Raw genomic sequence first — 15,095 nt, 5'->3', positions numbered from 1 at the left:
GTTTCTATCCAGCCGGTTTTATTCCATGTTGTTGGGTTCTCTTAACTAAAAAAGGCGTAAAGCTCTAGGAATGAACCTGTGAGAAAAAGTTCTCCAACTTTTGCGGATCGAGTTTTCCGTTTGTCCGGACACTGCTGCAAAGGTCAAGACCGAACGGCTGTACGGTATCGATGGCTTCTCGGACGTTTTCCGGTTTCAACCCCCCGGCCAGAAAGACGGGTACACGGCTTTGCTCCACAATCCGGCGGCTCAGCTTCCAGTCGTGCCGCCGACCCGTACCGCCCAGTTCCTTCACCGCTAATTTCGGATTGCCCGAATCCAGTAACAGGGCATCAACCTCCTCCGCCGACGCGAGGGCTTCGTCGATGCTCAACTCGTCCAGAACGTGAATAACCTGCACCAGCTTAATGCCCGGCAGGGCCGCCCGCAAAACCCGGTAACTGCCCGTTGGGAGCGCATCGACAAGCTGGACGGTATTGGTCTGAACCCGGCGCTGGTGGTCAATCACGGCTTCGGCGGTGGGTTCGCTCGTTAGTAGAAAGGTAGCAATGGGCGGAGGAACGGTTTTGGCAATCGTTTGAATGAGTTCATCCCCAATGATACCCGGGCCACTCGGCATTTTCCCGACCAGCCCCAGAGCTGACGCTCCGGCGGCTACGGCCATGCGGGCTTCTTCGATGCTGCTGATGCAACAGATTTTAACGCGCATATCGAATTATTTTGACGGCTTGACTAGTTATAATGACAAATTAATGAACAAAGAAATCACCCCGGCGCTTTATAAAAAGCAGAATCCTGCTTGAACAGTTACTTTTGCGGTATGAATACACCAAATGACTCGTACGCTGCCCTTCGTTACCCCGAGTTTCGCTTTTTTGTCACCAATAGTTTTCTGATTACGGCTACCCTTCTGATTCAGGAGGTCATTCTGGGTTATGAGCTCTATAAAATGACGCACGACCCGCTGGCACTGGGTTTCGTGGGGCTGGCCGAAGCGCTGCCGTTTATTGCCATGTCGCTGTTTGGCGGTCACCTGGCCGACCGGCGGGAGAAGCGGTCCATCCTGCAAATCAGTTTGTCAGTCATCATTCTGGGGTCGGTTATTCTTTATCTTGTTTTTCAGCCATCGGTGGTAGCGCATTTGTCGCAAACGGCGCAGTTAACGGTTATTTACGGGGTTTTGGTATTGATTGGTACGGCCAAAGGGTTCTATTCGCCCACCAGTTCGTCGTTGAAACCGTTTCTGGTGCCGCGCGAATTGTACGCCAATTCTTCCACCTGGAGCGGTTCGTTTTATCAGGCGGGTGCCATTGCCGGGCCGGGTATGGCCGGGTTTCTGTACGTCTGGCTCGGACTGGATAATTCGCTGCTGGTGGTAATCGGGTTGTTGCTGGTATGTCTGGTTTTAATCTCAATGATCAAGAAAAAGCCGGTGCCGGTAATGGAAGGGCAGCAGGACAGTCTGTGGAACAGCCTGCGCGAAGGCATCCGGTTTGTCTTTCAAACCAAAATTATTCTTTATTCCATATCGCTGGATTTATTCTCGGTCTTATTCGGTGGGGTAGTGGCCATGTTGCCCATTTTTGCCGAAGATATTTTGAAAGTAGGAGCCGAAGGATTGGGCATTCTGCGGGCGGCTCCGGCTGTGGGCGCTATTGGCACCATGCTGCTCCTGACCCGGTTTCCGCCCACGCACAACGCCTGGCGGAATATGCTCATTGCGGTGCTGGGCTTCGGCATTTTTACCCTGATTTTTGCTTTTTCAACCCACTTCTGGCTGTCGGCAGTGGCCTTACTGGTGACAGGGGCGTTTGATAGCGTCAGCGTGGTGATCCGGAATACGATCCTGCAAATTTTTCCGCCCGACCATATGCGGGGCCGGGTGGCGGCTGTTAACGGTATTTTCGTCAGCTCGTCAAACGAGATTGGTGCGTTTGAATCGGGCGTAGCGGCCCGGTTTCTGGGCGTGGTGCCATCGGTTGCGCTGGGCGGAGTGGTTACGCTGTTGGTGGTCGCTTACGTCTACTACAATTCCAAAGAGCTCTTTGCCGTTCGGTTAAGCTAAAAAAGGCTCGTCGGTAACAAAGCGGGACAACGGTTGGAATAAAGCCGGGCATATTGTTACTTACGACAAAAAGCGTAAATCCATCTGCTATCGAATCATGCGTTTACTAAACTTCCTGCTGGGCGGCAGTATCCTACTGACCGTTACGCTATCGGCCTTTGAATCACCGAAAAAAGAAAAGAAACTTGTCAAGGTCTGGGAAACCGACTCCACGCTGAGCGTACCGGAATCGGTGTTGTACGACCCGAAAGGAAACGTGCTGTACGTGGCCAATATCGTCGGGAAATCCGATTCGCTGGATGGGGACGGTTTTATCTCGAAAGTGTCGCTCGACGGTAAAATCGAAAACCTCAAGTGGACCACGGGCCTGAACGCGCCCAAAGGCATGGGTATCTACAAAAACCGGTTGTATGTAACCGATGTGTACCGTCTGGTAGCTCTTAACCTGAGCAACGGTCAGGCCGAACAAACCTGGGATGCTACCGACAAAAAGGCGTTTCTGAACGATGTGACGGTTGATAAAAATGGTACCATCTATGTGTCGGACAACCGGAACAACAAAATTTACCGCCTGAAAGACGACAAATGGGAAATCTGGATGGACGGTGGCGACCTGAACAATCCGAACGGTTTGCTGGCCGTCGGCACCAAAACCATGATGGTGGGCAGCACCAAAATCGGAGCCTTGCAATCGCTCGATGTGGCCTCCAAAAAACTGACTAAAATCGCCGACGGTATGGCCAACACGGACGGTATTGTGGCCGTTGGCAAGGATTATATCGTTTCTGACTGGAACGGACGGCTTTTCTACATCACGGCCAACGGCCAGAAACAGCAGTTGCTCGATACCCGCAACGAAAAAGTCAATTCCGCCGATATCGACTATGTTCCCGGCAAAAAGCTGGTAGTGGTACCGACGTTTTTCAAGAATAAGCTGGTGGCCTATCGGGTCGAGTAAAAGGCGTTGGAACGCAGCCTTAAGGCTGCGTTCCAACCAATTGATGCAGGGCTTTCTGCACGTTCTCCGCGCCAAAACCCTGCAAAGCCGTAGTCATCTGCTTCACAATCTGGTCGTTGCCCAGGTTGCCAATGCTGCCTTCGTGCGTGTGCCTCAGCTCACGGGAAGCCGTATAACTCCCATCTTCAACCTCCGCTTTTACCTGCAAATACGCTTCCCGGAACGGAACGCCCTGCAAAACAAGCTCATTCACCCGCTCCACGCTGAACAGCGGATCATACTTCGGATCATCGAGCAGGTTGGTTTTAACCTGCAAGTGTTCGAGCATGAAATCGGTGATTTGCAGACAATCCAGCAGCTCTTCAAAAGCCGGCATCAGGATTTCCTTCAGAATCTGCATATCGCGGTGGTAGCCCGATGGCAGGTTGCTCATCACCAGCGTTACCTCCATCGGCAGGGCCTTCAGGCGGTTGGTTTTGGCCCGTAACAGTTCGGCAACGTCGGGGTTTTTCTTGTGCGGCATAATGCTGGAACCCGTCGTCAGGGCATCGGGCAGCGTCAGAAAACCGAAGTTCTGGCTATTGTACAGGCAGATGTCCATCGCCATCCGCGAGAGGGTAGCGGCCACGGCGGCCAAAGCCGTCAGGGCGGTTTGCTCAGTTTTACCCCGGCTCATCTGCGCGTACACTACGTTGACGTGCATACCTTCAAAACCCAGCAATTCGGTGGTCAGCGTGCGGTTGAGTGGGAACGACGACCCGTAGCCCGCGCCCGAACCCAGCGGATTGCGGTTGGCCAGCCGGTACGCGGTTTGTAGGGTCAGCATATCGTCGGACAGGGCTTCGGCGTAGGCACCAAACCACAACCCGAACGACGATGGCATGGCAATCTGTAAATGCGTGTACCCCGGTAGCAGGTCGGCTTTGTGCTGTTCCGAACGGATAATCAGCCGGTCGAAAACCCGTTGGACGGCTTCGGCTACCTGCCAGAGCCGGTCGCGGGTAAAGAGTTTCAGATCAACCAGTACCTGGTCGTTCCGCGACCGGCCGCTGTGAATTTTTTTGCCAACGTCGCCCAGTTTGCGGGTCAGCATCAGCTCTACCTGCGAGTGAACGTCTTCCACGCCCTCCTCAATCACAAACTGACCGGCCTGAATTTGTTGATAAATCGTTTTTAACTCTTCTTGCAGAACGCTTAATTCATCACTTGTCAGGAGGTTAATGCTTTCGAGCATGGTGGCGTGGGCGAGGTTGCCCAGCACATCGAAAGGGGCGAGGTAGAGGTCCATTTCGCGGTCGCGCCCAACCGTAAACCGTTCGATTTTGTCGGCGATCGCCTTGGAATTCGTATCCGTAGTTGCTTTTTGCCAGAGTTTCAAGACTGTAAGGGAGTCAGTGGAAAGGGCAAAATTAAGCGGTTCTTTCCGGACTATTAAGCCAAATCGTGAAAAACCGTTAGTCGGTAATCCGTAATAATCTTCCTAAGCCGCCAGCCCCAGGGATTTGACTGTGGATAACTCCGGGGTTATCCACAGTCAAGCCTTTCCAGCTTTAAAAAGCTGATTTTGTTACCGGTTCAGAAATGCGGAATACATCCAGACCAGTTTTTCCTGCTCCCGGATGTAATCGCTCATCAGGGCGTTGGTACCTTCGTCGTCGATTTCAGCCGATAGGGACAGCAGGTGCCGTTCCTTCTGGAGTAAAACCTTAAACGCATCCAGAATCTCGGCAATGGCTTTTCGTCCGTCCGAAACCTCGTTGCTTTCCTGAATAGTCGATAACTGGGCGTAGTCTGAATACTTATGGTTGGGGGTATGTCCTAGCGTCAGAATTCGCTCGGCGATTTCGTCGATTTTCAACAGCGAGCTGCTGTACAATTCCTCAAATTTCAGGTGCAGTTCAAAGAACTTGTCGCCTTTGATGTTCCAGTGATAGCCCCGGGTGTTCTGGTAAAATACCGAATAATTGGCCAGCAACTCGTTCAGCAGCGTGGCGAGTTCTTCGCTTTTTTCGGTATCCAGTCCAATTCGATTTAGCGTCTCCATGTTAGTGTGTTTGGGGTAAATGAGCAAATCGTTTACTGGCGGGAAAGTATAAAAATCTTCTCCCTAAGCCAGATAAGCGGTAAATAAGTAACACGGTATTTCCTTACACAGTTTCGGCAATAACCGGTTTTACTTTACCCGAAAACCACCTGCCGACACCAGACATAGCCCCATGACCAGCATCCAACCCGTTGCGGGCAACCCTCAGTTGTCTATTTCTTCGCCAGTTCCTGCAAACGAATGTTGCGCCAGCGGACTTCCATCGGGCGCTGAACTTTGGTGCCGTGAACTTGCAGGGCAATAAAGCCGCGTGTTTCGAGTGTATCGGTGTAATTGGTTGTCTGCACACCGTTCAGGAAGATTTTAACGGTTTTGCCAACGGCTTCGATGCGGTATTTGTTCCAATCGAATTTCTTGAACGCCTTTTGTCCTTCGGGGTTGTTTTTCAGATCGACCAGCCAGCCGCGCCGTGCTTCGTCGTACAAACCGCCACTCCAGGCCCGGGCCGACGGATCGATTTCGGCCTGATACCCGTGAACCCGCCCCTTCTTGTAATCCGGACGGCTTTCGCTGCGAAACTGAATGCCGGAGTTCATACCCGTATCCACTTTTACTTCCAGTTCCAGAATAAAATCGTCGTAATTTTTATCCGTACACAGAAAGGTGTTCTGCGAGTTGGGTTTCGAGGTGCCCACAACTTCGCCGTTTTCAATGCGGTAGTCGTTCTTCACCTGCTCCCCGCGAATGGTCCAGCCGGTAAAGTCCTTGCCGTTGAAGAGCTTGATCCACTTATCTTTCTGGAAGGAGCAGAACACGAGGGTGAATGAAAGAGCGAGGAGAAGGGTGGTTTTTTTCATGGGTTTGGGGATTGTTGTTACACAGAGCTAATCAGAGAATATCAGAGTTAATCAGGGTTTCTCTGTGTACCTCCGATTTTCTCTGATAAACTCTGTGTAACAAGAATTTTACTCACTCCGGATTCACAAAAATCTTCGGGTCGGTGATCAACTCGCGGTGTTCTTCCAGAAATTGCTTGAAAAGCCGGATTTCTTCGAGTTGTTTATCAATCGGATGCGTCAGCGAATAGCTCTCGACGTACACGTCCTTAAAATCCGTAATCAGGTATTCCATCAGCCGGATGCCGCGTTTCTTGAGCGCGTGCAGATAGAGGTTCTGGTGGTTAAATGTGTACCGCGGGTGCTGGTACGAAGCGGTGGTTTTGATGTCAACGGCTTTGAATTTGCCAATCAGATCGACATATCCATAAAACAGCACATCGTCGATTTCGTACTGACAATACACCTGGGTTTCGACGATGGGCCGGGGCAAATACCGTCGGAATTTTTCCAGAATATCCGGGTTAAACCGTTCCTCTTCTTCTCCTTTGACCACCGCATCTTCAAACCGTACCCCGCGCTCCTGAGCCGCTGTGGTGGGTGAGGGTACCCGGTTGATGGTGTCGAGTAACTGCTGCTGCGAGAAATTACCCCCGGCCAGATAGCGGGAGAAAACGTTTAACAGCGTCGGATAAAAACGGTATTTAATCATGATTTGCGTTAATTCTTCACCACCAGCACCACACCCAACACAATCAGCAGAACACCCGCCAGCCGCCACACGGTCAGGCCGTGTTCTTTAAATCCAAGCAAACCGTAATGGTCCAGAATCACAGCGGCCAGCAACTGACCGGCCACGCTCAGACTGAGCATATTTCCCGCTCCGATTCGCGGAACGGTAATAATAACCGTGGTTACATAAACCGCGCCCAGCAGTCCGCCGGTCCATTTCCACCAGCTGATTTCGCGCAGGGTTTCCCAGGCCGGTATCGGGGCGCGAAGGGCCAGACTGGCCACCCCCAAAATCAGAAAGCCGGACCCAAACGAAATCATGGCCGCCAGAATGGGATGCGCTACCAACTGCCGCAACTGCGAGTTTACGCCCGACTGCACGCTCGTAGCCACCCCAACCAGAAAGGCAAAAATAAAGTAAATAAAATTCATACAGGAGTGATGAGTGAAGAGTTAAGAGTGAAGAATGGAGAGTTATGAGTAGGCATGATGCACGCTATCTCCGGCGGAGCCAACTCTTCACTCTTCATTCATCACTCTTAACTCCTTTAGGGAACGTATGATTCCAGCACGGTCATGTCGCCGTCGGGAACCAGCGTTACTTGTTTGGTTGAAGCCGGAAGCAGCGCACACTGGCCCATTTTCAGCGGGATTCGGTAGCCTTCGCCGGTTTCGACGGTTAGCGAACCGCCGACGCAGACCAGAATGACGAACGAATCCAGATGGGTATAATCGTGCAGGACTTCCTGGTCGAAATTCAGGACGTTGGTTACAAAGTAGTCGCTGGTAACGGCATTGACGCTGTGGTTCGGCTGCTGATCGTACTGCGTTTTGTAGTGATCGTAGTGCTGGTAGTTGATTGCATCGACGGCCAGTTCGGTGTGCAGTTCGCGTTTCTGCCCTTTGTCGTCGGTGCGGTCGAAATCATAAATGCGGTACGTGATGTCGGAAGTTTGCTGAATTTCGGCCAGCAGAATCCCTTTTCCGATGTAGTGAACCCGTCCGGCGGGCAGAAAGAACACGTCACCAGCCTCGACTTTTTCGATGTTCAGAATGTCCATCAGCGTGTTGTCCGCAACGGCTTTCACGTATTCTTCTTTCGTCACTTCCCGGTTGAAACCCGAGTTCAGCGTGGCCCCCTGGTCGGCTTCAAGGATGTACCACATTTCGGTTTTACCGAAGCTATTGTGCCGCTCTTTCGCCAGTTTGTCGTCCGGGTGTACCTGAATCGAGAGGTCGTCGTTGGCGTCGATGAATTTGACCAGCAGCGGAAATTCGTTGCCAAACCGTTCGTATACGTGTTTGCCAACCAACTCTTCTTTATACTGTTCCAGCAGTTCCTGAAGGCTTTTTCCCTTAAGCGGCCCTTCGGCCACCACGGAAATATTACCCGCAACACCGGAGATTTCCCACGTTTCTCCGCAGTTGGGTAGGGGTGAAAAGTCTTTGCCCAGAACGGTTTTTATTTTCTGGCCGCCCCAGATTTTATCTTTAAAAATGGTCTCAAATGTGAGTGGGTAGAGCATGGTTTACAGGATTTGTTCCAACATTCGAATATATAACTCGATTCCCTGTTCAACTTCCCGCAAATAAATAAATTCGTCGGCGGTGTGTGATCGTTCGGAATGACCGGGGCCGCATTTGAGCGAGGGGCAATCCAGCAGGGCCTGATCGGATGTAGTCGGTGACCCGTACGTTTCGCGGTTCATCAGGATACCGGCCCGCACAATCGGGTGATCGAGCGGAATACTCGACGGTTTTAGCCGAATGGAGCGCGGCTGTACCGTGGAGCGGATGTTCTGGCGGATGGTTTCGACAATTTCTTCCAGCGTGTATTGTTCCGTGACGCGCACATCGACTGTAAACGTGCAGGTGTCGGGCACGACATTGTGCTGCGAACCGGCGTTGATGACCGTCACCGACAGCTTCACCGGCCCCAGCGTCGGCGATATTTTCGGGAACGGGTTGCTCGTCAGCCACGCAATATCCTTGATGGCGTAGTAGATGGCGTTATCACCCTCGTCGCGGGCGGCATGACCGGATTTGCCCTTCGCCGTGCAATCCAGCACCAGCAGTCCTTTTTCGGCCACGGCCAGGTGCATTTGCGTCGGTTCGCCCACGATGGCAAAATCGATGGGTGGTAGTTCCGGCAGGATCAGTTCCAGACCATCACGCCCGGAAATCTCTTCCTCCGCCGTGGCCGCCATGACAATATTGTAGGCCAGGTCCTCTTTGTTATAGAAATGGCAAAAAGTTGCCATGAGCGACACCAGACTTCCCCCGGCGTCGTTGCTGCCCAGACCGTAAAGTTTGCCGTCGCGTTCGAGGGGCTGAAACGGGTCGAGCGTCCACGAAGCATTGGGTTTGACGGTATCGTGGTGCGAGTTAAGCAGCAGCGTGGGTTTGGCCGGGTCAAAATGGTGGTTATGCGTCCAGACGTTATTTTTGGTTCGCCGATAGGGGATGTTTTGCTCCCGGAAAAAATCTTCGATCACCAGGGCCGTGCGGTCCTCTTCTCGACTAAACGAAGGTGTTGCTATAAGACGTTTAAGCAAGTCAATCGCCGATTCAGTTTGTGTCTCCAACGAATACGCCGTTAATTGTGAAATCATTACGTGTTCAAGTTACGGTATAAGCACTCACCCGGTATTCAGGGCATTTTAGGAATAGAACGGGTCTATCCTTCATAAAATTTGATGTTCAGTTCCCGCAGAAACTTCTTGATAATATCAACATGAACACACTGCCCGACGTTCAGAAAGGGATAATTCGATACCCGGGTCAGGCGTCCGTTAACGATCACTTCACGGTCTTCAATGTCAAACCCGAGATGCAAATGCCGGGTTGAGCTCTGCATTCCGTAAATAATACCGTTGGTATCAAAAAGCGGGCCTCCGCTTTGGCCGCGCAAACCGGGGGTGCTCATTTCAACCCCTACAACCTCGTTGTTTTCGGCCCGCAGCCGGGTTACGATGCCGTCGATGGGAAACCGGGGGGTGCTGGTGCGCCCGTCGGTGGTCCATTCAATTTCGTCGCGTTCTGCGTTGTAGCGGTAGTTCGTAAATTCGGGGAAGGGATAGCCTAACCGGCACAGGCTCCGGCCCTGCCTGATTTTGCTGCTGTCGCGCAGGAACACCGCGCATGAATTGTATTTAAGCTGGTTATACCCTTCAAAATGAATCACCGCCAGATCCTGCGTGGGGTGCAGGTGGTAGGTAATTCGTGACGACTGATCGAACGAACTGCCGAATTGATTTTTGATCTGAATGATGCTTTCCTGCCGCAGGTTGTATTTTTTTTCCAGTTCTTCCAGCCGGCGTGCCGAATTGGGAGCCCGCATGATCGAACGGCGTTCGCCCTGAAACTTCAGATAATTCTGGTGGATGGTTTCCGACTGTATCAGTTGCTCGGCAACGTGTTTACAGGTAACGGCATACGCCTGCTCGTTGACGAAAAACATGGTCGAACAGGCCGGAATCACTTCGCTGCTGCCATACCGCCGGACGATCGATAAAATAGGACGCACGAAAGGGTCGACCCGCTCAATGGCTTCAACAAACATAATTTCGGTGGTAAAAACAGGGGCGCAAGATAATAAATCCACCGCTTGATTCGAGTCGAACGGGGTTCAATTGCTACCGCTTATTCATCAATAAGCTCGCCAGTTCAAGGCCAGGACGCCTTTAGCCGGAAGGTTATACTTCGGATCGGCGGTCGAGCAGGTTCAGAAAACCTTCAAACTTTTCACGGTAGGAGGCCCCCAGCGGTAGTTTTGCCGAACCGACAACGACACTCCGGTAATTGTAGCTGTTGATCTTCGCCAGATTTGTCAGGTAAGACTTATGAATTCGTAGAAATTTTTGCTTGGGAAGAATATTCTCCAGATGGGAAATGATTTCGTTGACAACCACGACCTTCTGATTGATAAATACTTTGCAGTAGGTACCGAAAGCCTGAATATAGTCGATGGCATCATAATCGAAACGCTGCATCGAATGCCCCACCTTTAAGAAGATGTATTTGTCCTCCGTCAGGCTGTTGGAAGCCAGTTGGACGCCCAATGCGCGGTTGAGGGCTCGCGTAAAGCGGCTAAATGTGAAAGGTTTCAGGAGATAGTCTGCCACCGAAAGGTCATAACATTCAACGGCAAATTCTGGATAGGCGGTTGTGACAATGACGGGTAACGGTTTTGGAAATAAGCGCAGAAGGTCGAGGCCCGACTGGCCGGGGAGCTTAATATCCAGAAAGATGAGGTCAAAATGCTGCCTTTGCAGGAGGGTTGAGGCTTCCAGTATGTTAGAGCAAACCTGAGGGGCCAAAAAAAAAGGCGTTTTAGCGATATATTCTTTAAGTACGTCCGCGTCAGGACCCGAATCTTCGATAATAAGACAGGAACGGTATTGCATAAGCGAGTTAATAAGGTATAATAGGCAGAGTTGTAATGGGCGGTTACCAATATATGACGACTAGTAAATGTACGTAAACGTTTTGTTCATACAAAGAATTGATTAAAAAGAATTGAGGCCGCTTAGTAAGATAGGAAATTCTATGTGCCCAGGACTCCTGAAAAGTTATTTATGTTCCATTTTTCATGAAATGGGTAACATACAACAGAAGTGATAGACGGTTTGGTTATAAGTACTTTTGTCTGAGTAGTGGCAATTAGGGCCAAAACGTGCTATTTGATATGGTTAAAATGCTGATTGATATGGTTATTATTTGTGTTTGGCTGATATAGAAAGGGCTCAGTACCTTAAAATCAAGCAAAATCTGTAACATAGCGGACAGTTAACGTCTGATAAAGCAGGCAGACAAGCTATTTTTTTCCCTGATTAACGCAGAGTAGTATCTATAATCCTAATTTTTTCTGTCCGATGAAATGTATGTTATGTGATGAGGAACTCATTGGTTCTTACTTGGTTAGCAATCGAACAGCTTGTCTATCTACTCTCTATAAGCGATACGCACAGAAGGTATATGGTAGTTGTCTGGCATTTACCCGTGATCCGATTAAAGCCGAAGATTATATGCACGACATTTTTCTTCAGGTTTTTGTAAAAATAGATCAGTTTCAGGGGCGCTCTGCTTTTTCAACCTGGTTATTCGCCATTTCTCAGAACTACTGTCGGCAAAGAGCCCGGGCTGCCAGTCGGATGGAGCTGGTGGCTATGGATGAAGTCGATGTTGAGAACGTTCAGGATACCGACGTGACAGATATCAAGCATCTGATGCTGAGTCAGCTGGCTGTAGTTTTAGAGGGGCTTGAACCGGATAAAAAGGCCCTGCTCCAGCTTAAGTATATAGAAAACATTGATATTGCCGACATCGCCCGGCAATACAATATCAACAACAGCGCGGTCAAGATGCGTCTGAAACGCACCCGTGACCAGATCGCTGAAGCGTATCAGAGACAGTTTGTTGCGGATTAATTAATCATCCATCCGGACAATTTTAGGCTGAAACCGCCCTACTACATCAACCAGGTCGCGCTGAAAACTCATTACCTGATTGATGTCTTTGTAAGCCATCGGCGCTTCGTCCAGGCCCCCGCCGAGCAACGTGATTCCATTTTGATTCAGCATATCCTGGACCTGCGACCACGTGAGGCTGTTTTTAGCCGCCGTGCGCGAGAGCCTGCGTCCGGCTCCGTGCGACGCCGAATCCAGAGAAGCGGCTTCGCCCCGTCCGCGCACAATAAAGCCGGGCTGTGTCATGGAACCGGGAATGATCCCGAGTACGCCTTTGCCTGCCGGAGTGGCTCCTTTGCGGTGAACAATCAGCTCCTGGGGTTCGGCACCCGGTCCGGCATGGCGTTCTTTCCAGGCAAAGTTGTGGTGATTTTCCACCATCGCCAGCGGTTTCTGACCCAGTGCCCGGGCAATTTTGTGGTGAATCTGGTGGTGACAGGCCGACGCATAATCGCCAGCCAGATTCATTGATAACCAGTATTCCTGTCCTGCCTCACTCTCTAACGACAACCAGGCCAAATGTTTGGCCTGGCTCGGTAGAGGGGTTTTCTCCATCGCCACCCGCGTAAAATGGTTAGCAATGCTGGCTCCCAACCCCCGCGAACCCGAGTGCGATAGCAAGGCCAGGTACGTGCCTGCCGGAACGCCAAATTCATTGTCCGGATCGGTGATTTCGGCAATGCCGAACTCCACAAAGTGGTTGCCCGACCCCGACGAACCGATTTGCCGGACGGCTTTGTCGTGCAGTCCACGCAGCAACGGGATTTGCCGGAACTCGGGCCGGTCGAGTACTTCGTCGTCCATCGGCTTGCTGAACTCCCGACCCGCGCCAAAAAGTGTTTCACGTTGCAGGATGTTTTTCAGCTTCTTGGTTTCGCCGTAAACGGTATTTTCGGGTAAGTCGTAAATACTCAGGCACATTCGGCAGCCAATATCAACACCCACCCCGTACGGTATGATGGCATTGTGGGCAGCCAGGACCCCGCCAATTGGCAGACCATATCCCTGATGAGCGTCGGGCATCAGCGCACCGGCCACCGTTACGGGCAACCGCATGGCAATCTCCATCTGGTTGATGGCACCGGCTTCGATGTGGTCGGCCCCGAAAACCGTATATTCTTTCCGTTCTTCGCTCAGCGGAATTTCGTCGGCGGGTTTAGGGGCGGGCTTTTCAATCAGTTCGGCGGCAATCGTTCCGAGTGTCTCGTTTTTCAGGTATTTCGTAGGGTTTTGCCGCACTTTCTCCAGCAGTTCTAGCGCTTCCTTGTGGGAAGTATGCTTAAACGAATGCTGCATGACACTAATGGCAATGCTGATGACTTTTCCTTCCGGATAGCCAATCTTGCGAAGATCCTTACCGGTTAGTTTTAATTTCATGGTTGTGGATACGATTAAGGTAGTGCCTTCTCAAATCGCTGATACACTTGCTGATACCGTCGGTGGCACTCGGCATCCGGTTCAAACGTCTGGCCGAACCCGACGTAGCGCATCGCTTCTCCCAAAGAGGTAACTCGTCCGGTAGCTTTCATGGTTAATAAAATTGCGCCAATGGACCCGCTTTCGTTGCTTTCGTTGAGTCGGACCGGAACGCCAAAGATGTCGGCCATCATCTGCACCCAAAATTCGGACTGGGCAAATCCGCCGTTGGCGTGAATCACCTGCGTTGGGCCGGTATGCCGGGATAAAATCCGCTCCGTGCGGAGCAGATTGAACAAAACACCCTCCAGAGCCGCCCGGACAAAGTGCGCCCGCCCGTGCTGCCAGTCGACGTTCAGATACGAACCGCGCACCCCGGCATCCCACAGTGGGGCCCGTTCACCCTGTAAGTAAGGTAAAAACAGCAGATCGTCGGAGCCGGCGGGTACCGTTTGCGCTTCGGCCAGCACCGCATCGGTTTCGGCCAGCATCAATTTCTCTGAGAGCCATTGCAACACGTTTGCACCGTTGTTGGTCGGGCCACCCACAACAAAATAATTTTTATCGGTCTTATCGTCAACATTCAGAATATAGCTGAACAACCGTCCGTGCTCGTCGCGAAGCGGTCGTTGAACCGTGCGCCGGATGGCTCCGCTGGTGCCGATCGTGATGGTGGTAATCCCGGCACCGATGGCCCCCGCGCCCAGATTGGCCAGGCAGCCGTCCGATGCACCGATGTATAAGGTGGCACCGGTCAGGCAGTCCGTAACGGTTTGGGGCAGATCGGGGTAGTTAAGCCTGCTGGCGTGGGTGGTCGGTACGGGTTCTGACAGTTGCTCAGGCCGAATGCCGGCATAGTCCAGCGCAACGGGGTACCACGCCTTTTGCTGGCTGTCAAACAGACCCGTGGCCGTAGCAATCGAATAATCGACCTGATACTGGCCCGTGAGTTTATGCCAGATGTATTCTTTGATCGAAAGCCAGCCGGTGGCCCGGCGCAGCAGCCGCAGATCATTTTCCCGAAACCACGCCAGTTTGCACAACGGAATCATGGGGTGCAGCGGGGTGCCGGTTTGCTGGTAAATGGTCTTGCCCAGATCAGCCTGCTCCTGCCGCAGCGCATCGGCCTGTTTCTCTGAGCGGTTGTCTGACCAGAGAATCGCGTTGGTGAGCGGTTTTCCGTGGTCATCAACCGCCAGAATGCTGTGCATGGCCGCGCTGAATCCCACGGCTTCGACGGTGCCCTGTTGCTGCCCCACTTCCCGGCACACCTCTTCCAGAACGTCCGTCAATTTCTTCCAGACCTCCTCCGGGTCTTGTTCCGCATAGCCGGGTTGCGGATTGAGGGTGGTCAGTGGAGCCGATGCGTGCGCAACAATCTCGCCGGATTCGGGATGGAAAGCGAGCGCTTTAACATTCGTGGTTCCGATGTCGACGCCGAGGATACAGTTCATTCGAGTAGGGTTAGTGCCGTGCAAAGAAAAAAGAAAAAGTGATAGTGATTTCGCAAAACTACCGTCAGCTTTTCTGGCCAGTTTGAAAACAGACGGTTTTGTGATAAGTTTGTTAAATGCCT

Annotated in this window: 15 protein-coding genes; 3 read left to right on the top strand and 12 right to left on the bottom strand. The window is 51.8% G+C overall.

Annotated elements, in window-relative coordinates; all coding sequences use genetic code 11:
- Positions 1–64: 64 nt before the first annotated feature.
- Positions 65–709, bottom strand: a complete 645-nt coding sequence (locus LX87_RS12035; RefSeq protein ID WP_111628495.1) for a phosphoribosylanthranilate isomerase — start codon at positions 707–709, stop codon at positions 65–67.
- Positions 710–820: 111 nt separating this feature from the next.
- Between LX87_RS12035 and LX87_RS12030 the strand changes: the two genes are divergently transcribed.
- Together LX87_RS12030 and LX87_RS12025 are read left to right on the top strand one after the other, a co-directional pair.
- On the top strand, positions 821–2,065 hold the full coding sequence (locus LX87_RS12030) for an MFS transporter (RefSeq protein WP_111628494.1): 1,245 nt from the start codon (positions 821–823) through the stop codon (positions 2,063–2,065).
- Positions 2,066–2,162: 97 nt separating this feature from the next.
- Positions 2,163–3,023 carry an SMP-30/gluconolactonase/LRE family protein gene (locus LX87_RS12025; RefSeq protein ID WP_111628493.1) on the top strand — a complete coding sequence of 287 codons (861 nt, stop codon included), beginning with the start codon at positions 2,163–2,165 and terminating at the stop codon, positions 3,021–3,023.
- A 19-nt stretch (positions 3,024–3,042) separates the two neighbouring features.
- On the opposite strand, the gene argH is transcribed toward LX87_RS12025, so the two are convergent.
- The 9 genes from argH to LX87_RS11980 all read right to left on the bottom strand — a co-directional run bounded on the left by argH (position 3,043) and on the right by LX87_RS11980 (position 11,041).
- The gene (argH, locus tag LX87_RS12020; protein WP_111628492.1) at positions 3,043–4,401 is read right to left on the bottom strand and encodes an argininosuccinate lyase; all 1,359 of its coding nucleotides are present in this window, start codon (positions 4,399–4,401) and stop codon (positions 3,043–3,045) included.
- A 189-nt stretch (positions 4,402–4,590) separates the two neighbouring features.
- Positions 4,591–5,067 (bottom strand): Dps family protein, encoded by a 477-nt coding sequence (locus LX87_RS12015; protein WP_111628491.1) that lies wholly within the window; start codon positions 5,065–5,067, stop codon positions 4,591–4,593.
- A gap of 212 nt (positions 5,068–5,279) precedes the next feature.
- Positions 5,280–5,924 carry a 3-keto-disaccharide hydrolase gene (locus tag LX87_RS12010; RefSeq protein WP_111628490.1) on the bottom strand — a complete coding sequence of 215 codons (645 nt, stop codon included), beginning with the start codon at positions 5,922–5,924 and terminating at the stop codon, positions 5,280–5,282.
- 112 nt (positions 5,925–6,036) lie between these two features.
- A complete protein-coding gene (locus LX87_RS12005) occupies positions 6,037–6,615 on the bottom strand; it encodes a PD-(D/E)XK nuclease family protein (RefSeq protein WP_111628489.1) in 579 nt (192 codons plus the stop codon).
- A gap of 8 nt (positions 6,616–6,623) precedes the next feature.
- The gene (locus LX87_RS12000; RefSeq protein WP_111628488.1) at positions 6,624–7,067 is read right to left on the bottom strand and encodes a DMT family transporter; all 444 of its coding nucleotides are present in this window, start codon (positions 7,065–7,067) and stop codon (positions 6,624–6,626) included.
- A 116-nt stretch (positions 7,068–7,183) separates the two neighbouring features.
- Positions 7,184–8,161 carry a type I phosphomannose isomerase catalytic subunit gene (locus LX87_RS11995; RefSeq protein ID WP_111628487.1) on the bottom strand — a complete coding sequence of 326 codons (978 nt, stop codon included), beginning with the start codon at positions 8,159–8,161 and terminating at the stop codon, positions 7,184–7,186.
- A gap of 3 nt (positions 8,162–8,164) precedes the next feature.
- Entirely contained in the window at positions 8,165–9,247 is a 1,083-nt protein-coding gene (locus LX87_RS11990) for a M20 family metallo-hydrolase (protein ID WP_111628486.1), read from the bottom strand.
- A 65-nt stretch (positions 9,248–9,312) separates the two neighbouring features.
- The gene (locus tag LX87_RS11985) at positions 9,313–10,197 is read right to left on the bottom strand and encodes a trypsin-like peptidase domain-containing protein (protein ID WP_111628485.1); all 885 of its coding nucleotides are present in this window, start codon (positions 10,195–10,197) and stop codon (positions 9,313–9,315) included.
- Between the two features lie 133 nt (positions 10,198–10,330).
- Positions 10,331–11,041: a LytR/AlgR family response regulator transcription factor gene (locus tag LX87_RS11980; RefSeq protein WP_111628484.1), complete on the bottom strand. Its 711-nt coding sequence runs from the start codon at positions 11,039–11,041 to the stop codon at positions 10,331–10,333.
- A gap of 468 nt (positions 11,042–11,509) precedes the next feature.
- Between LX87_RS11980 and LX87_RS11975 the strand changes: the two genes are divergently transcribed.
- Positions 11,510–12,064, top strand: a complete 555-nt coding sequence (locus LX87_RS11975; RefSeq protein ID WP_111628483.1) for an RNA polymerase sigma factor — start codon at positions 11,510–11,512, stop codon at positions 12,062–12,064.
- On the opposite strand, the gene LX87_RS11970 is transcribed toward LX87_RS11975, so the two are convergent.
- Complete coding sequence (locus LX87_RS11970) at positions 12,065–13,480, bottom strand: RtcB family protein (RefSeq protein WP_111628482.1); 1,416 nt, start codon at positions 13,478–13,480, stop codon at positions 12,065–12,067. It abuts the gene before it with no gap.
- A 14-nt stretch (positions 13,481–13,494) separates the two neighbouring features.
- On the bottom strand, positions 13,495–14,973 hold the full coding sequence (locus tag LX87_RS11965; protein WP_111628481.1) for a gluconokinase: 1,479 nt from the start codon (positions 14,971–14,973) through the stop codon (positions 13,495–13,497).
- Positions 14,974–15,095 lie beyond the last annotated feature (122 nt).

This window comes from Larkinella arboricola, assembly GCF_003259745.1.
Classification (GTDB): domain Bacteria; phylum Bacteroidota; class Bacteroidia; order Cytophagales; family Spirosomataceae; genus Larkinella; species Larkinella arboricola.
The sequence above is the reverse complement of the archived record's forward strand: the minus strand, read 5'-3'. Positions and strand labels throughout refer to the sequence as shown.

Excerpts from the sequence above, each read along its gene's own strand:
- LX87_RS12005 (WP_111628489.1), bottom strand. The coding sequence starts at position 6,615 with ATGATTAAATACCGTTTTTATCCGACGCTGTTAAACGTTTTCTCCCGC.
- LX87_RS12025 (WP_111628493.1), top strand. The coding sequence starts at position 2,163 with ATGCGTTTACTAAACTTCCTGCTGGGCGGCAGTATCCTACTGACCGTT.
- LX87_RS11985 (WP_111628485.1), bottom strand. The coding sequence starts at position 10,197 with ATGTTTGTTGAAGCCATTGAGCGGGTCGACCCTTTCGTGCGTCCTATT.
- LX87_RS12010 (WP_111628490.1), bottom strand. The coding sequence starts at position 5,924 with ATGAAAAAAACCACCCTTCTCCTCGCTCTTTCATTCACCCTCGTGTTC.
- LX87_RS12015 (WP_111628491.1), bottom strand. The coding sequence starts at position 5,067 with ATGGAGACGCTAAATCGAATTGGACTGGATACCGAAAAAAGCGAAGAA.
- LX87_RS12030 (WP_111628494.1), top strand. The coding sequence starts at position 821 with ATGAATACACCAAATGACTCGTACGCTGCCCTTCGTTACCCCGAGTTT.
- LX87_RS12000 (WP_111628488.1), bottom strand. The coding sequence starts at position 7,067 with ATGAATTTTATTTACTTTATTTTTGCCTTTCTGGTTGGGGTGGCTACG.
- LX87_RS11965 (WP_111628481.1), bottom strand. The coding sequence starts at position 14,973 with ATGAACTGTATCCTCGGCGTCGACATCGGAACCACGAATGTTAAAGCG.
- LX87_RS11995 (WP_111628487.1), bottom strand. The coding sequence starts at position 8,161 with ATGCTCTACCCACTCACATTTGAGACCATTTTTAAAGATAAAATCTGG.
- LX87_RS12035 (WP_111628495.1), bottom strand. The coding sequence starts at position 709 with ATGCGCGTTAAAATCTGTTGCATCAGCAGCATCGAAGAAGCCCGCATG.
- LX87_RS11990 (WP_111628486.1), bottom strand. The coding sequence starts at position 9,247 with ATGATTTCACAATTAACGGCGTATTCGTTGGAGACACAAACTGAATCG.
- LX87_RS11970 (WP_111628482.1), bottom strand. The coding sequence starts at position 13,480 with ATGAAATTAAAACTAACCGGTAAGGATCTTCGCAAGATTGGCTATCCG.
- LX87_RS11975 (WP_111628483.1), top strand. The coding sequence starts at position 11,510 with ATGAAATGTATGTTATGTGATGAGGAACTCATTGGTTCTTACTTGGTT.
- LX87_RS11980 (WP_111628484.1), bottom strand. The coding sequence starts at position 11,041 with ATGCAATACCGTTCCTGTCTTATTATCGAAGATTCGGGTCCTGACGCG.